Raw genomic sequence first — 15821 nt, forward strand, 5'->3', positions numbered from 1 at the left:
GCCACCTTTACCGAAGCTGTAACGATGGCCCTTTTCCTTCAAGATCCTTTCAATTTCAACGATTGAAATTTCAGTAACTTCCGGCACCTCCCACTAACTCGATCCCGCGGGTTTCATGCCCCGTACCAGCGTCACCTTCCCAGGGTCCCCGGCAGCTTTTCATTTGATCCCCCTAGCTAGAAACGCCTTGACTGAGTATGTTTCCCTCTCGATAGCTCACAAGGAAGTGCCGTGTTCTGGAATAGAGAAAAAAGAGTCAAGGTAGAGTTGACGACACCGATCAACATTTCTATCCCTCCGTTGCATCCCGTTCGTGAGGTGCCAGCCGATCCCCAAGAGGTAAAAACAAATACAGACCTAGCCTTCAAGCTGGTCGTCTACGGTGCTGTGTTCTTACAGTCGGCTCTCGTAGTCACTGGATATTCGGTACTACTGGCTTACTACGAGCAATTCGGCATCGATACAAACGAACTCACACTGAGTACACCCACCCTGCTGCTCTACGGCTACGTGAATATTTTCACCGGGGCTTTGACCGCAGCAAGTCGAATCCCCATCTTTGGACCTGCCCTTCTTGCGCTATTGTTTATTGGCGTTGCTGCGATCTTCATCGGGCTCATCACAAAACGACTGAAGGCACAGGTGATTATTGGCCTTTCGACCTGGATCGGCTTTTCTATGTTTGTAGTTTTTCTCGCCCCAGCAGCTGGTGTTAAGAAAGGCGTGAATATGGGCTTGGAAAAATTCGGTGAGTACGCAGGGCAACCAGTACCTACGGCATTGGAGACTATCCATAGCGTTACGACGGACAAGGGTCAGAAGCTCACAGGCCACCTGATTCTGGCAGATACCAAAAACACCTTTCTGCTTGTTAACGGCACGGTCTTCAAAATCGATGGAAGCACTGGTCGAGTCATTCGCGAGACGGACCTGCGTGCCGAAGAGCCAAAAACGAAATCGAACAAGTGAATTAGATCCCCGTGTATGGACAAGGATTCTCGTGCCCCCCCTTGAGGATCATCTGGTACACGTCACCAGCATTTATGGGGTATGTGGATATCGCTTCAAATGCCCCTGCCTTGGAGAACGCTCATGGAGGATATCTCGCTGCTCGCATCATTGCTAAAGCGCATGAACGAAAACCAGCTGGCGTTAGGGGCTGCTATCGAGGAGCTGTCGAACTGGGTTGAGCAAAGAGGATCGACAGAAGTCGCACAGAACATTCGAGGGACGCTGGACACTCTGGATGGGAACGCAGGATTCATCACCCTTGCCCTCGCCTCACTGTCGGCAGAAGGTCGGACAAAGAAATAACTATCCAGCTGGATGGCAACACACCACTAGCGACTTGGTGTTGCTTGACCCTGCGGGGATACCACGAAAGCTGTGGCCAGAAAGAAGCACCGTGTATGCCCACGTGTATGCCTAACCGGCCAACCACCAAATAGACCCAATAGATACGGGCCCATGACTGCCCAGTTCAAACGACGCCGGGGCACCAGATACAGACGAAAAAGCCCCAGGTCGAAAGACCTGGGGCTTTTTTGTGGGTGTCAATTCACCGCTTCTGCAACGCCTCCAACCTTGCCGGCAAATCCTCCCCAGGGAAGCGCGCATGCAGCGCCAGCAGCTTCTCATCCGCCGCCCTCGCCTGCCCTGCTTCACGCAGCCTCATAATTTCCCGCAAACCCTCCTCCAACGAAGGCAACGCCACCGGCGCGCGCTTGCTGAGCCTGGCGCTTGACTCATCCGCCATCGAGCCCATGACTTGCGCACTCTCGGCCTTCGGTGCAACGGCAAGGCGTGCCACGGGCGCAGGGGCGGACATCGGGGGCGGCGCCGGGCGGGCGGCTTCTTCGTGGAGCGCGGAGAAGGTCGCCGTGGAGATTTCCGGCTGTGGCACGGGCGAGCGCATCACCACGCCGATCATCAGCGCCAGGCCGGCCACGGTGGCGAATGCCATCTGCCAGCGCGGGCGTTGGCAGGCCTGCAGCCAGCGTTGCCAAAAGCTGGGCGGCGGGGCTGGGGCTTCGCGGCGGGCCGTGGCGAGGATGAAGGCATCAAGGGACGCAGGCGGCTCGCCGGTGCTGTGTTGACGATAGTGCTGGAGCAGCACGTCGTCGGAGTCTGGGATATGTCGGGAGTCGGTCATGGGGATATCTCCTCGGCCAGCAGGCGGCGCAGTTTCTGCTGGGCGTAACGCAAGCGGCTTTTCACGGTTTCCAGCGGGGTGTTGGTGAGTGCGGCGATTTGCGGCACTTCCAGGTCGCCGTGCAGGCGCAGCAGGAAGACTTCGCGCTGGTCTTCGGGCAAGTCTTGCAGGGCAGCGTCGAGGCGCGCCTGGTCGCGGCTCAGGCTCAGTTGCTGCTCGGGACCGGCGCTGTCGTCGGCCTGGGCGTGCAGTTGCTCGTCGTAGCTGTCGTGCAAGGGGTTGTGAATGCCGTGCTTGCGCCAGTAGTCGATCAGGCGGTTGCGGGCAATCTGGAACAGCCAGGTGCGAAAGCTCGCCCGGCCCTGCGGCTGGGTGTGGCTGCGGATCAGGCTGAGCCAGGTCTCCTGGTAGATTTCCTCGGCCAGTTCGGCTTTGTTGCTCAGGGACACCAGGAACCGGTACAAGCCTTGGCGGTGCCGCGCGTACAGAACCTCGAACGCGGCCCCCTCACCGGTTCGGTAGCGGGCCAGCAGCGCTTCGTCGCTGGGTGAATCGTCTGGGACAGCCATGCAGGTGACGAACTCCTTTCGGTATTCCTTGTAGGAGTCGGCTTGCCGGCTCCTACAGGTGGGCGGTGTGTTGAAGATCAGTGTTTCAGGGCCTGGGCCATCTCTACCAGTTGCACGAATTCGTTGCGCAGGCCAAAGGGATCATCGCCCCGGGCCGAGCGTGCCAATGCCGCCGTGTCACTCAAACTCATGGACCCAGTGTAGCGGCCATCGCCCTTGAGCTGTTGGGCAAAGGCGGCCACGGCCGCCGAGAAGCGCAGGTCGTCGCTGGCCTTGCCTGATGCATTGCCGATCGGGCGCTCGATCAACCGGCTCTCGCCCCCCGCAGCGGGCTTGTAGCGTACGCGCAACATGGCCAGTTCCGCGGACGAGCCTGACGCAGAAGGCTCACCGGCGTAGCGCAACGGTTCTATCCACCCTTTTTTGCCCTTCGGCACAATTTCATACAACGCAGTTACCGTATGCCCTGCGCCGATTTCACCCGCGTCGACCTTGTCGTTGTTGAAATCCTCACGCTTAAGCGCGCGGTTTTCATAGCCGAGCAAGCGGTACTCGCTGACCTGTGCCGGGTTGAACTCCACCTGCAACTTCACGTCCCGCGCAACAATCGCCAAGGTCGAGCTCAACTGGTCCACCAGCACTTTGCGGGCTTCGCGCAAGTTGTCGATGTAGGCGTAGTTGCCATCGCCCGCATCGGCCAACTGTTCCATCAGGTGCTCGTTGTAGTTATCCACACCAAACCCCAGGGTGGTGAGAGAGACGCCACTTTTGCGCCGGTCCACGGCCATCTGCTTGAGGCTGTCGAAGTCGCTGACACCCACATTGAAGTCACCGTCGGTCGCCAGCAGGATGCGGTTGATGCCGTTGTCGATAAAACCTTCGCGGGCCATCTGGTAGGCCAGCTCGATACCCGAGGCTCCTGCGGTGGAGCCGCCGGCGGTGAGCTGGTCGATGGCATTGCGGATTTTCGCCTTGTCGCGGCCAGACGTAGGCTTGAGCACCACGCGCGACTCACCGGCGTACACCACCAGCGACACACGGTCTTGCTCACGCAGTTGATCCACCAGCAACTTCAAGGTGCTTTTGACCAGCGGCAGGCCTTCCGGGCGGTCCATGGAGCCGGACACGTCCACCAGGAACACCAGGTTGGCCGGCGCCAGCTGTGCCACGGCACGGTCGGACGCCTTGATGCCGATGCGCAGCAGTTGCGTGTCTGGATTCCACGGTGTGGCCGCCACTTCGGTGGTCACGCCAAAGGGTGAGCCATCCGTGGGCAGCGCGTAGCCGTAGGGAAAGTAGTTGACCATTTCCTCCAATCGCACCGCGCCGTCAGGCGGCAAACGACCTTCGTTGAGGAAACGCCGCACATTGGCGTAGCTGCCGGTGTCGACGTCCACACTGAAGGTCGAGACCGGTGTTTCGGCCACGCGGTGCACCGGGTTGTCCGGCAGGTTGGCGTATTGCTCGCGAGGCTCGCTGCGGTACGCCATTGCCGTCGAGTCTTGCGCCATCAACCGCGCAGTCATCGGGGCCGGCAGCGCCATGCGCTTGACCAGCGCGCCCTGCACCGGCTGACTGCTCAACTCGGACAGGGGCGCTGCGACGGCGGCCGCTTCAGGCTTGGCCACTTCGCGGGAAGAAGACAGCCCGCACCCGGCAAGGGCGATCAACGAGACGACGGCAAAGCCCTGGAAGAAGGGGCGCAGGTGCAACGTGGAGAGAGGGGACATGGCGACAGGACCTCGCGGATAAATGATGCCTACACAGCATCAGACGCAAGGTGCCTTCGGTTCGGGTTAGGCCTTTTTACTTTCGAGGGCGATCCTGTAAGCCCATGTGTGTATCTTTTAATTTCCCGCCACCGGTTTCCGAAACGTGCACGCATACAAATTTCTGGAACCCCTTCTAGATTGATACCTCGGTCACAGCACTGCATTTACATTCAAACAACACATCTGCAACAGCATGCGACCTCTCCCCCCGATAGCCCTTCAAGAAACATTTAAATCATTGGCTCCCGCACTTGGCGCTGCCAACTTAATCCTCGCAATAGGATATTGCCCAACGCCATTGACCAAGGATAAAAACAAGCACTCCCTGGAACATTCCTCACATGAGAATACCTTCTGGATTTACCGGTTTCGTCATGCCGTTCATCCGCCATCCGACGGCACAGCACTTCTTCCGGCCCTTCAATGTGCCATTGATCTTTCGCCCCTTTGTTCACCCGTTCATCAGCCATCCCTTCGTCCGACCATTCATCCAACCATTTTTTCGCCCTATGCCCCGGCCAGACCACCAGCCCCTGACACTTGATCGAAGTGCCCCCTCAGGCAATCCGGACAAACCGACCCGACGCAACTGGGATGGGCAGGACCCAACCCTGCGTCCGAAAGATCCTTACGTCAGCCACGTCAACAAGCGCGCTTTCGACGAACAACAATCCGTCACTCAGCTGACCCAGCACGTTCTGACATGGCAGGACCGCAACAGGAACAACGTGACCGAGATTTCCTATTCGTTCTACAACAGCGGGTTCAACGAGGCACAGAAACACGAGGCGCGACGGTCGATAGAATCCTGGGCCGATGTGGCCAACCTGGAATTCCACGAAAATGGGGGCCCGGCCGAAGGCCGGTTGACGTTCGGTATTTCACCTTTTATCGCCAGGGCACAAGGCACCTACCCGAATCCGTACGGGCATGGCGGCGGCGAAACCCTCTACAACCGGGGCATGGTCAGTCGCGTCGTCATGACCCATGAAATCGGCCACGCTCTCGGTTTGAGACATCCGGGCAACTATGACGGCCGAGCAAGAGAAGGCCAGCGCGTCTATGCCCAGGACTCCACCGCCCACACGGTCATGAGTTACTTCGGGGATCGCAGCAGCGGCAAGGAACTGGGCGCCAAACCCAAGGCCCCCATGATGGATGACATCGCAGCCATCCAGAAGCACTACGGTGCCAACTATCAAACCCGCAAGGAAGACAACACCTACGGCTTCAATTCAAACACTCGAAGAGACTACTACACGCTGAAATCGGCCCAGGACCGCTTCGTGGCCTGCATATGGGACGGGGCGGGCAACGACACCCTGGATTTTTCCGGCTACCGCTCCAACCAGACCCTCAACCTCAAGGCCGGCGCGTTTTCCGACGTGGGAGGCCTGCAGGGTAACCTCTCGATCGCCAGAGGCTGCATCATCGAAAACGCCATCGGTGGCTCAGGGGATGATGCGCTGATTGGCAATGCGGCGAACAACCGGCTCACCGGCGGTGGTGGCGCAGACCGGTTGCGCGGCGGCGGCGGCGCCGATACGTTTGTCTACAACCACGCCAGCGACTCCACGCCCGATCAATCCGACACCTTGATGGACTTCACCAGCGGCACCGACAAGATCGACGTCTGCGGCGCCCTCCAGCAAGCCAACGTACCGGCACTGATTTTCACCTCAGCTTTCAGCGGCAAGGCCGGCGAAAGCGTTCTGGCGTATGACGAACAGACCGGGCGCGGCAGCGTCTCCATCGACCTCACGGGCGACAGGCACGCCGACCTGCTGATCAACACCCATGGGCGGGTCAACCCCGAAGACCTCGTGCAGGCCAAGCCTGGCGCACCGTTGCCGCGCAGCAGTTACCGCCTCCGAAAGCTGTGATTGCAAGCACGGTGATCACCACGGGCGCTACGTTCGTCATCATTCTGCTCTGACGTAGTGAACGGGCTTGCCCCGCGCTGGGCGGCGAAGCCGCCCTAAATCCAGGCGCCGCGTTTTACCTGATACGACGCGGCGGCCTTTTTGGGGCGGCTTCGCCACCCAGCGCGGGGCAAGCCCGCTCACTACAGACCAAGCCCCAACCCGCCAATAGGCAAGACATCATCATCCTTGAAAGGGGTCGCAGGCTGCAGCGCTTCAAGGAAGCTTTTTGCGCAGATCACTGATGATTCGGTTCCAATAACGCACGGCCTCAAAGTGCTGCTGGCGTGTCAGCCAGGTTTTGTTCTCGGGGCTGGAAGGGTCACCCCCCAGAATAATCGGGGTGATGTCGAACAGCTCCATTCCCTTGGGGCGCGGCGCTCTTTTCTGGTCACTCATAGCTGGGGCAACCGAGTAAAAAGATCGGGCAGATCACGCGCTACCACGTCAGCGTATTGCCGCTCCATACCGACGAAGGGCATACGCACGATCGGCTTGTTCACGTCTTGCATGTCGAAACCATAGCCCTCACCACCGCCATCAGAAGCGAACAGGAAGATGCCGGGCGCGTAGGTGGCTACTTCATATTCCCGGTTGAATGCTTCAAGCTCTTCAGCCGACCAGAAAATGATGTAGTTGTCGCCGATAAAGCCTTCGCCACCGTTATGGGCTCTCAAAAAATCGAGGTAGCTTTCGGGCAGTGAAAACCCCAGGGCCTTCACCACCTCATTGATGGCCTCACGCTCGGCGGGAGGGTTGAGCTGCCCTTCTGTCAGTTCATATTTCATCACTATCGTCCCAAGTCTTTCTGCAGTTGGTTCCACCAGGGCGTCACTTGCTGTCGATGAACGTCGCGCGGCAGAACCAATTTGTTGGTCGAGTCCGTTGGGCTGCCACCAAACTTGACGGGGTTGACTTCATGCACATCCACCGGCAAACCCACCAGTCCCTGGTCTTTGCGAATCGTCCGGTTGGCGTTGTTGGCGGCACTGCGGGCGGCAGCATACTCGGCGCCCTCAAGTAATCGGAAGGGCCCTGCAGGTTGCGGTACTCCCGAAGGGTAACCTGTCCAATCGGAAATCGAAAAGCTGCCCGTAGGAAGATCTGCGACGTGTTGAAGCCCGGCTCGCTCCGCGGAGTTGGCAGCAATGGTCCTCTCGGCGTTGGCAAGTACCGCCAGGTTGCCTCCATCCTTCGGTACAAGACCCGTTGGCGTTTCCATGTACAGCTTGCCGCCCGACAGCACCTCATAATTACCCGTGCGGGTATTGATGACGCGACTCGCGCCCTCAGGCAGACCGCCGCCTGTGGAGACAAACTCAGCACCGGCAGCACCCTCAGTGCGGTACCACGACGGTAGTTGCACCTTGCCGGCCGTGCTGGACTCCGCGATCACGCCTTTACCAGCCGTGCTTGCCGCGCCTTCGTAAATCACCCCGACCAAGCCCAGGCTGTTCAACAGCGCTTGAGAGCCCCACATCACTCGCTGGCCGGTGGTCTGATCACCCAGGGGGCTCGCGCCGCCAGCGGCCATCCAGGTCTGGCAGCCAATGCCGATAGGCCCCATGCCACCGCATCCGGCGACAAACATCTCATCGGACTTTTCTTTCAAGACACCGCCCAAGTCCTGCTGCAAGGCCTGTTGATAGTCCTTGCCCACCTTGGCTTGTGTGTCGCTGGCCGGTTGCAGCGCCCACTCATCGCCCAACGCCGTCTTGACCGAAATGCTCGTGACCACGCAGAACCCATTGCCCGAGATGCCGCATGGCAGGACCTGCCCTGGTGTCACTTTTGTATCCGAGGCCTGCAGGAAGTCCGTCGCTTCAAAGTGATCCACCTTCAGCGTGCTACCCCCCTTTTCCAACAGCGCATTGATGTCCGCTGCCAGCGCTTTACAAGCGGTGGACGTCACGTTGAGACAGGAGGCCTTGAACTCTTTTTTCTTCTCCGTCAGGGACAAGCCTTCCAGGATGCTCAGGTGGTTGTTCTCCACCGCGTTCTTGCCGACCTGCGCCGCCGCCACCGCATTGAGCGCGTCCTTACCGACCAGCGAGCCGGAGAGCCCGGCCGCGAGTGTTGAAAGGCTGGAGATCGTCGTCTTCTGCTCCTGAGTCAGGCTTTCGTTGCTCGCGCCGCCGTAGAGTTGCTCGCGGATCAGGCGCTCGGTTTCCTGCGCTGCAACAGCCCCGGCGGCTCCGGCCAACGCCGAGTTCCCGCCGGCCCGGGCCAGCACGGCACCCAGCACCGCGTGAGCCATCAGGTTGGCGTTCGGGTCACCCTCGGTCATCTGCTTGACGGTCTGCGCCAGGTACGGCGCCGCAGCACCCGCCATCGCCCCACCGATACTGCCACCCATGGCCGCCTGCACCACGGCGGTCACCGCTTGGCTGGCCTTCTGGAAACTGCTGCCGATGCCGTAATCCTGCTGCGCTCGTTGGCTGATCTGGGCCTGTGACGGGTTGGCGACACCTTCTTCGATCAGCTTCTGCCTGGTCGCTTTGCTGATATCGCTGTTTTCGTCGCTGGCGGCTTTGATCCGCGCCGAAGCGATGGCATCGCCGATACCTTTGGTCAGCTCCATCGAGCTCTTGATCAGGTCCATGCGTTCTTGCATGGCCTTTTTATCAGGCTTGTCGAGGCGCTGATTGGCATTGGCGGTATCGCGGTTCAGACCGATCAGGTCGTCGGCACCTTGCGGGTTGCGCACCACGATCGTGCCTTCGCTGACCGCACTGCGCGTGTAACTGTGGTCCGAATCGTTGAGCGACATGCCATACAACGCACCCGGCGACAGGGTACCCACGCCACCGCTGTAAGAGCCGGAAACGCTCACGCCCGCCGACTGGCTCTTGATCTCGCTTTTGTTCTTGATGTCGCTGACCAGCAGGCGGTCGGTCAGCAGCAGGTTCTTGTCAGCCGTGGCCTCGCTGGCAATCACCGCACCCTGCAAGGTGGTGTTCTTGGCGACATCGATGGTGTAACCGCCCTTACCGGCAAAGAAACCACTCTGGTCGGTCACCGCCTGGTAATCGCTGTTCATCTTCGACGCCGCGAGGTTGGCGGACGCCGAAACGGTGGACCCATAGCAGAACGGTGGAATACAAATACTTGCGCCAAAGCCCGCGCTATCCTGCTTGCTCTTCGAGGTGTCAGTGTCCTGGCGCGACAGGATGTTGAGGTTGCCGCCGATGTCGGCATCGATACGGTCAGCCCGTACCTGCGCACCGGCCAAGGTGGTGTCCTGGCCACTGCTCAGCAGCAGGGAACGGGCCTCCACGGTGGTATTGACCTGCGTTACGGAACCGCCCGATCCCAGGTTCTTGGCAGTTTGTGCGCCCAGGTCCAGCGTAAAACCATTTTGCTCACCGATGTTGAAGCTGGCACCGATGGCCGTTCGGTTGCGCGAACCATCGTTTTTACGGTCGGTGGTGTTCTGTGCGCTTTGCAGCAGGATGTTGTTTTTCGTGGACAACAGCAGGCTGTCGGCCTTCAACGAACTGCCCGTGATGTTCAGGTCACCCAACGTGCCCGGCGCGTCACCCGCTGCGATGATCGAGAGTTTCTCTCCGGCATTCAGGCTGCTCTGGTGCGCGGTCTGCGCCGTGTATTCGCTGCTGCTTTTGGTCCGGGTGTTGGCCAGCTCGGTACCGATCTTGATCAGCGAACCGTTGCCGGCAGACCCGCCGGTTTTGTCCTTGAAGCCGGTGCTTTGCTTGGCAACTTCGCCCGCCTGGTTATTGAGGTTGTAGAGCGACAAGGCCGCCTGGGCGATCTTCACCGCCTTGAGCCGCGGGTCATCGGAGCTGCGGGCCGCTTCGGCTGCATCGCGAATGCTGTTGGCGGTATCGACCACCGTGCCGGCGATCACACGGCCTACGGCGAGGCTCTTGGAACTGTCCTTGCTGGTCTGGCTGGCGGTTTCCACACCGGAGGTAATGGTGACGTTGGCACCACTGAGTTCCATGTTCTTGGTACTCACCAGGTCACTCGCCACCACCGACAGCTCGCGCCCTGCGGTCAGCGACACATTGCCTGCGCTTGAGCCAATGGTGCTGCCGGTCAAGGTCATTTCATTGGCCGTGCCGTTGTGTTTCGAGCTGTTGATGTACAGCTTCTGATTGCCGGTAAGGTCATCCAAACCGAGCGTGTTGCCGGTCAGCACGCCAGTAAGGTCGCGGTTCTTTTCCTTGTGCATATCGGTGCGAGCGAATGTGTTTTGCGCCGCATCGATGGTCAGGTCGCGACCGGCTTGTACGGCGAGGTCGCCGGTGCTGACCAGCGCGGAACCGGTGACCGTTGCATCACGCTTGGCCGCCACACTGACGGTTTCGCCGGAGACCATGCTGCCCATGGCTGTGGTGCGCTTTTCGTTGACCTGGTCTTCAACCTTGCTCGACTTGAGCCCACCCCAGCTGCTTTTGCTTTCCTTGCGCTCATGACGGGCGCCGTCGGAATTGCTCACTGCCAGGATGCTCACGTCCTTGCCTGCGACCAATTGTGTGGCGCCTTTTTCAGCAGTGACGGCGCTGCCCGCCAGCAACAGGTTTTCACCGGCCACCAAGGTGCTGTGGGTGCCCGCACTGACGAGGCTGCCGACGTTATTCACCGCGTCGGTTTCGTCGAGGCGGAATGACTTGCCCTGGGACGTTTTCTTGGTCTTGCTGAAGAAGCTGTAGTCGTGGTCTTCGGCGGTCTTGAGGCTCAGGTTCTTGCCGGCCACCAGGTACGCTTCGTTGCCGGCACTCACCTGGCTGGCGACCAGTTGCAAGTCTTGACCTGCACTCAGGCTGGCATCGCCGCCAGCCTTGAGCACGGAAGACACCTGCTGCACGTGGTCCTCGATGCTCTTGACCTTCTTCGAGTTGTACGCCGAATGCTGTTCGTTGGCGGCGGTGATGACATTGAGGTTGCCGGTGGCCACGACGGCCATGTCGCGCTTGGCTTCCAGTTGACTGGCAGCGATGTTCACGTCCTGCCCGGACGTCACCTTCAAGTCGCGCCCGGCCTGGATGATCGAACCCTGCTGGGTAATGCTGGCCTGGCGCGAGCGAGTGCCGATCACGCTGCTGTTCTGGGTTTGCGCGGCGACGATATTCACGTCGCCCACCGCCTGGGTCGTGGTGTCGGTGCCGCTGCTGAGCGCGCCGCCGACGTTGTTGATGTTGCGGCCGGCTTGCAGGGTCAGGGCACTGGCCGATTCGATACGCGCGGCGCTGTCGGCGAAGTCGGAGCGCTCGGCGCGATAGTCACTGGCACTCTGGTGGGTGGTGACCGTGCGCTGGTTGAGCAGGTCGCCGCGTGCGGCCAGGGTGACCTCATGTCCGGCGATCACGCCACCGGCCCGGTTACTCAAGGTATTGCCGGCCAGTAGATCGAGGCGACCACCCGCTTCCATCAAGCCGGCGTTACTCATGTCGCGCCCGGCGCTCGCCAACAGGCTGCCCGTGGCACGCAGGGTACCGACGTTGGTCAGGTCGCTGCCCGCCAACAGGCTGATGTCATTGCCGGTAATCAACGCGCCATTCGGGGCCAGGCGGTTGTTGGCCTGGGCCAGGTAAAGCACGGGCACCAAGACTTGCTGGCCGGCGACCGTGGCGTTTTCCATCCACACGATATCGTGGGTCAGCGCTGCCACTTGCTCGGCGGTGAGGCTCACGCCCACCGACAGGTTGAGGGCGTCCTTGCTGCTGATGGCGTTGTCCATCAGGTGCTTGAACAGGTCGGCGTCGCTGGTCTGGCCGTCGATAAAACGCTGGCCGGTGCGGGCGAGCACCGCCTGTTGGATCAGGCGTTGTTCGTAGAAACCATCGCCCAGGCGACGTTGAGCCGTGTCGGGGTCATAGCCGAGCTTGGCGAGCATGTAGTCCGAGCTCATGAACTGGCGCATGTCGGTGAGCAGCGGGTTGGTTTCGATCAGGTATTTGTGCGGGTTGGCCGCGAACTGGCTGGTGGGCAGGCCATTGACGCCATTGCCGTCGTTGAGATGGAACAAGCCGTTTTGCCCGGTGGGCAGGCCGAAGCCTGGCAGACCCAGCGGGTTGACCTGCTGTTGCGCGACGTCAGCCGGCAATTGCGCGTTGAGGTTAATCTGCGTCGAGTAAACCGGTGCGCCGCCGCCCACGGTCGCACCGCTGCCAACATAGGTGTAGCCACCGCGTACCACGCTGTTGTCGATACCGGCCTGGGCCTTCACATCCACCGCTCCGCCGGCCTGGATCACCGCGCCATAGCGTTGGTCAGGTGTGCTCAATTCAGTGGTTTTGCGCAGCCCGGTCTGTTCGCTTTCCATCTGGCCGATAAACGACGCCATGGCCGCTTCCAGGCCGCCAAGGTTCTTCGGATCGTACTTGGCGCCGCCTTCCGAATATTGCTGTGTGAAGGCCGCCGCCGCACGGTACCAACCGTCCGGGTTACGTTCACGCTCGGAAGTGAAGATGCGCTGGTATTCGGTGTCATGAGTCACGACACCGACGTTGGTCAGTTGGTTGACCGTGGCCGTCAGGTTGCCCCCCGCCGCGATGCTACTGCTGCTGTTGAGCAATTCACCGCCGGTGAGCAGCAGGTTGCCGCCCGAGGTGATGGCGGAGCCCGCCGTCGCATCGCTGACGATGAAATGATCGCGCTGGGTGATCAGGAAGGGACGGTTCTGCTTGCCGCCGTCGCAGTCGCCACCGGTCACGCCTTCGATGCAAGGCGTGGGGGTGATCGACGCACTGTAGATGCCGGACTCGGTGGTGAGCACAGTGCGGATGTTCTGGATCGAGCCGGCAGCCAACGTCAGGCCTCCATCGGCCTGAATCGTCGAGGAGCTGTTGATGATGCTACTGGCCAGCCCGCCTTGACCATCGCGGTCAATGCGCAGGTTGCCCATGGCGTAGATATCGGCGGCAAGGTTTTTCAGGCGGTCGACGCGCAAGCCCATGTCGCCGCCGCTGAAGATCAGGCCGTGGTCATTGAGCAGGCTGCCGACGTTCAGATCGAGGGTGCCCTGGCTGGCCACGGTGCCGGCCAGCGTCCAGTCCTGGCCGTTGCCGACCAAGGCGCGGGTGCCGAGCAATTTGCCGGTGGCGGTCTGCTGCAGGTTGCCGACGTTGACGGTCAACTGCCCGGCCTGGATCGCGGTGCTGTTGGTCCAGCTGGCTTTGTCGAGGGTCAGGTCACCCTGGGTCACCAGGCTGCCGCCCACGTCGTCGAGGCTGATGCCGCTGAGATCGAGCGTGCCCTCGCCCACGTGCAGCACACTGCCGCCCACGTTGTTGAAGGTGCCCGCAGCGAGGCTCAGCTCGTTGTTGGCGGTTTCCAATTTGCCGCTGTTGTTCAGCGACCCGCCGATGGCGTAGCGGGTCTTGCCCGTGGCGCCCAGTGCGCGCATCTGGCCGCTGTTGTTCAGACTGGCGGTGTCGACGTCGAGGGTCGTGGCGCTCTCGATCAAGCCACGGTTGGTCAGGGCGCCGCGCAGGCTGACGTCGATCTGATGGCCGGCGATTTCGCCACCGTTATCGACATTCACACCGCCCAGGCGCACGCGGTCGCGGGCAAACAGATAGCCGCCGCCGTTGTTGAACGCGGTGGCATCAACGACAGCATCCCCGGCTTTGGCCGTGATCTGCCCGCCGTCGTTTTCCAACGTGCCGACGGTCAGGTTGAGGCCGGCCTTTTCACTGTGAATCAAGCCATTGGTACCGTTCTGCAACAGGCCGCCCACCGTCAGGGCCAGGCCATCGTTGGCGGCCAGGGTGCCGGTGTTGCGGTTGTCGACGCTGTTGGCGAACAGGGTCAGCAGGCCCTGGCTGGTGAGCTTGCCGCCCTGATTGTCGATGTGGTCGACGTGCTTGATCAGCAATGCACCGGCACTCGCCAGCTTGGCGTTCTGGTTGACCAGGTTGCCGAGCAGATCCAGGGTGATGGTGCTGGCGCCGGTGAGGCTGCCGGCGCTGTTGTCCAGGGTATTGCCGTGCAGTTCGAACGCGCCGGTGCTGTCGATGGAGCCACCCTGGCTGTTGTCCAGCACACCGCTGACGGTAAGTGTTTGCGCACCGTCGCTGGAAATCACGCCTTCGTGGCTGTTGTTCAGTTGGGCACTGGTGACGTTCAGGGTGTTGTCACTGAGCAGTCGGCCCTTGTTCTGGTTGTCGACCGTGTCGGCGGTGACCTTCAAGGCCTGCTTGGCACTCAAGGTCCCGCCCTGGTTCGTCAGGGTTTGCGAGGCGTTGGCGGTGAGGTTGCGGTTGGCGATCACCGTGCCGGTGTTGGTGATGTGCTGGCTGTCGAGCTTCACATCGCCACCGCTGTTGCGGGTGTTATCGGCGTTGACCCCGGCCTCGATGATGCCGTCGTTGGTCAATTGGCCGTTGCTGGCCAGGGTGATGCTGTCGCGCGCGGCGAGGGTCTTGCGGTTTTTCATCTCGCCCTTGGTCTGCACCTTGAGCGTGGTGCCGGCGTAGACCGGCCCTTGGGCGTCGAGGCTGACCGCCTTGATGTCCACCGCACCGCTGGACGCGGCCTGGGCCATGCTCAGGTGGCCGTTGGCGTCGAGCTGGATGTCGCCGCCACTGGCGGCAAGCGTGCCGTCGAGTTTCACACCCACCCCGGCTTCGGTGCCCACCAGCTTGATCGCGCCTGCGTACATGCCGCCCAGGGCCGAGGAGTCGATGGCCAGTTCCGGCTTGGCGCTGCCGTCATCGGCGCGGGTGGTGGTTTTCAGGCTCTGCGCATCGACGTCATTGCGCCCGGCGATCACCGTGAGCTGGCGTGCGTTGATCTGCGCATTGATCTTGGCCGAACGGGTGATGATCTCGAAACGGTCGACGTTGCTCGCGTTCAAGCCTTTGCCGTCGATGGTCACGGCGCCACCGTCCACCTGGTAGTGGTCCAGGCGGCCGGCCTTGTCGATGATCGGCTTGCCAGTCGTCAGAGTAACGTTGGGGGTGTTGATGAAGCCGCAGCCGTTGCACGTGATGCCGTAGGGATTGGCGACGATGACCTTGGCCGACTGGCCCGCCACTTCGGTGTAGCCGCGTAGTTGGCTGGGGCTGCCGCCGTTGACTTCATTGAGGATGACGTTCGCGGCGCCGCCCTTGAGGTTCGGGTTGCCAACGATGATCCCGCCCAGCTGCGTGCTTTGCACCATGCCGGTGGCGTTGTTGAGGATCACGCCGTTGGGGCCGACGTTGTAGTCCTTGAACTGGTTGTGGGACAAGCCACTGCCATTGGGCGTGGCGATGTTCACCACCGGCACGCCGTTGCCCGCCTGGCCCACGGTGGTGCCGGGGCCGCTGACCACGATGCCGTCGGCCTGGGCCAGCAGTGGCTGCCAGAACAGCGCATTGGCCAGGATCAGGGCCAGGCCGCGTTGAAACAGGCTTTTCAGGGCAGAAGCGGGGCGAACATCCATATTCTTAACTCT

9 protein-coding genes are annotated in these 15821 nt (G+C 61.1%); 3 read left to right on the top strand and 6 right to left on the bottom strand.

Annotated features, from left to right (window positions below):
- The first annotated feature begins 231 nt into the window (after positions 1-231).
- Entirely contained in the window at positions 232-969 is a 738-nt protein-coding gene (locus ACVWVP_RS28100) for a hypothetical protein (protein ID WP_457409260.1), read from the top strand.
- Positions 970-1092: 123 nt separating this feature from the next.
- Positions 1093-1314: a hypothetical protein gene (locus tag ACVWVP_RS28105; RefSeq protein ID WP_060767852.1), complete on the top strand. Its 222-nt coding sequence runs from the start codon at positions 1093-1095 to the stop codon at positions 1312-1314.
- 244 nt (positions 1315-1558) lie between these two features.
- Here ACVWVP_RS28105 and ACVWVP_RS28110 read toward each other — a convergent pair whose 3' ends face one another.
- The 3 genes from ACVWVP_RS28110 to ACVWVP_RS28120 form a co-directional block, all read right to left on the bottom strand.
- A complete protein-coding gene (locus tag ACVWVP_RS28110; protein WP_457409262.1) occupies positions 1559-2152 on the bottom strand; it encodes a hypothetical protein in 594 nt (197 codons plus the stop codon).
- Positions 2149-2721, bottom strand: coding sequence for an RNA polymerase sigma factor (locus ACVWVP_RS28115; RefSeq protein ID WP_178919329.1), 573 nt, complete (start codon positions 2719-2721; stop codon positions 2149-2151). The genes ACVWVP_RS28110 and ACVWVP_RS28115 overlap by 4 nt, the downstream gene beginning before the upstream one ends.
- 77 nt (positions 2722-2798) lie before the next feature.
- The gene (locus ACVWVP_RS28120; RefSeq protein ID WP_457409264.1) at positions 2799-4451 is read right to left on the bottom strand and encodes a vWA domain-containing protein; all 1653 of its coding nucleotides are present in this window, start codon (positions 4449-4451) and stop codon (positions 2799-2801) included.
- A 383-nt stretch (positions 4452-4834) separates the two neighbouring features.
- Between ACVWVP_RS28120 and ACVWVP_RS28125 the strand changes: the two genes are divergently transcribed.
- Positions 4835-6376: a M10 family metallopeptidase C-terminal domain-containing protein gene (locus ACVWVP_RS28125; RefSeq protein ID WP_457409266.1), complete on the top strand. Its 1542-nt coding sequence runs from the start codon at positions 4835-4837 to the stop codon at positions 6374-6376.
- Positions 6377-6631: 255 nt separating this feature from the next.
- Here the strand turns inward: ACVWVP_RS28125 and ACVWVP_RS28130 are convergent, their stop codons facing one another.
- From ACVWVP_RS28130 to ACVWVP_RS28140, 3 genes are read right to left on the bottom strand one after another with little or no spacing between them, the layout of a single operon-like run.
- Entirely contained in the window at positions 6632-6814 is a 183-nt protein-coding gene (locus ACVWVP_RS28130) for a hypothetical protein (RefSeq protein ID WP_457409268.1), read from the bottom strand.
- Positions 6811-7203, bottom strand: a complete 393-nt coding sequence (locus ACVWVP_RS28135; protein WP_259172861.1) for an SMI1/KNR4 family protein — start codon at positions 7201-7203, stop codon at positions 6811-6813. The genes ACVWVP_RS28130 and ACVWVP_RS28135 overlap by 4 nt, the downstream gene beginning before the upstream one ends.
- A gap of 2 nt (positions 7204-7205) precedes the next feature.
- Positions 7206-15809: a two-partner secretion domain-containing protein gene (locus tag ACVWVP_RS28140; RefSeq protein WP_457409270.1), complete on the bottom strand. Its 8604-nt coding sequence runs from the start codon at positions 15807-15809 to the stop codon at positions 7206-7208.
- Positions 15810-15821 lie beyond the last annotated feature (12 nt).

This window comes from Pseudomonas sp. TE24901, assembly GCF_054058375.1.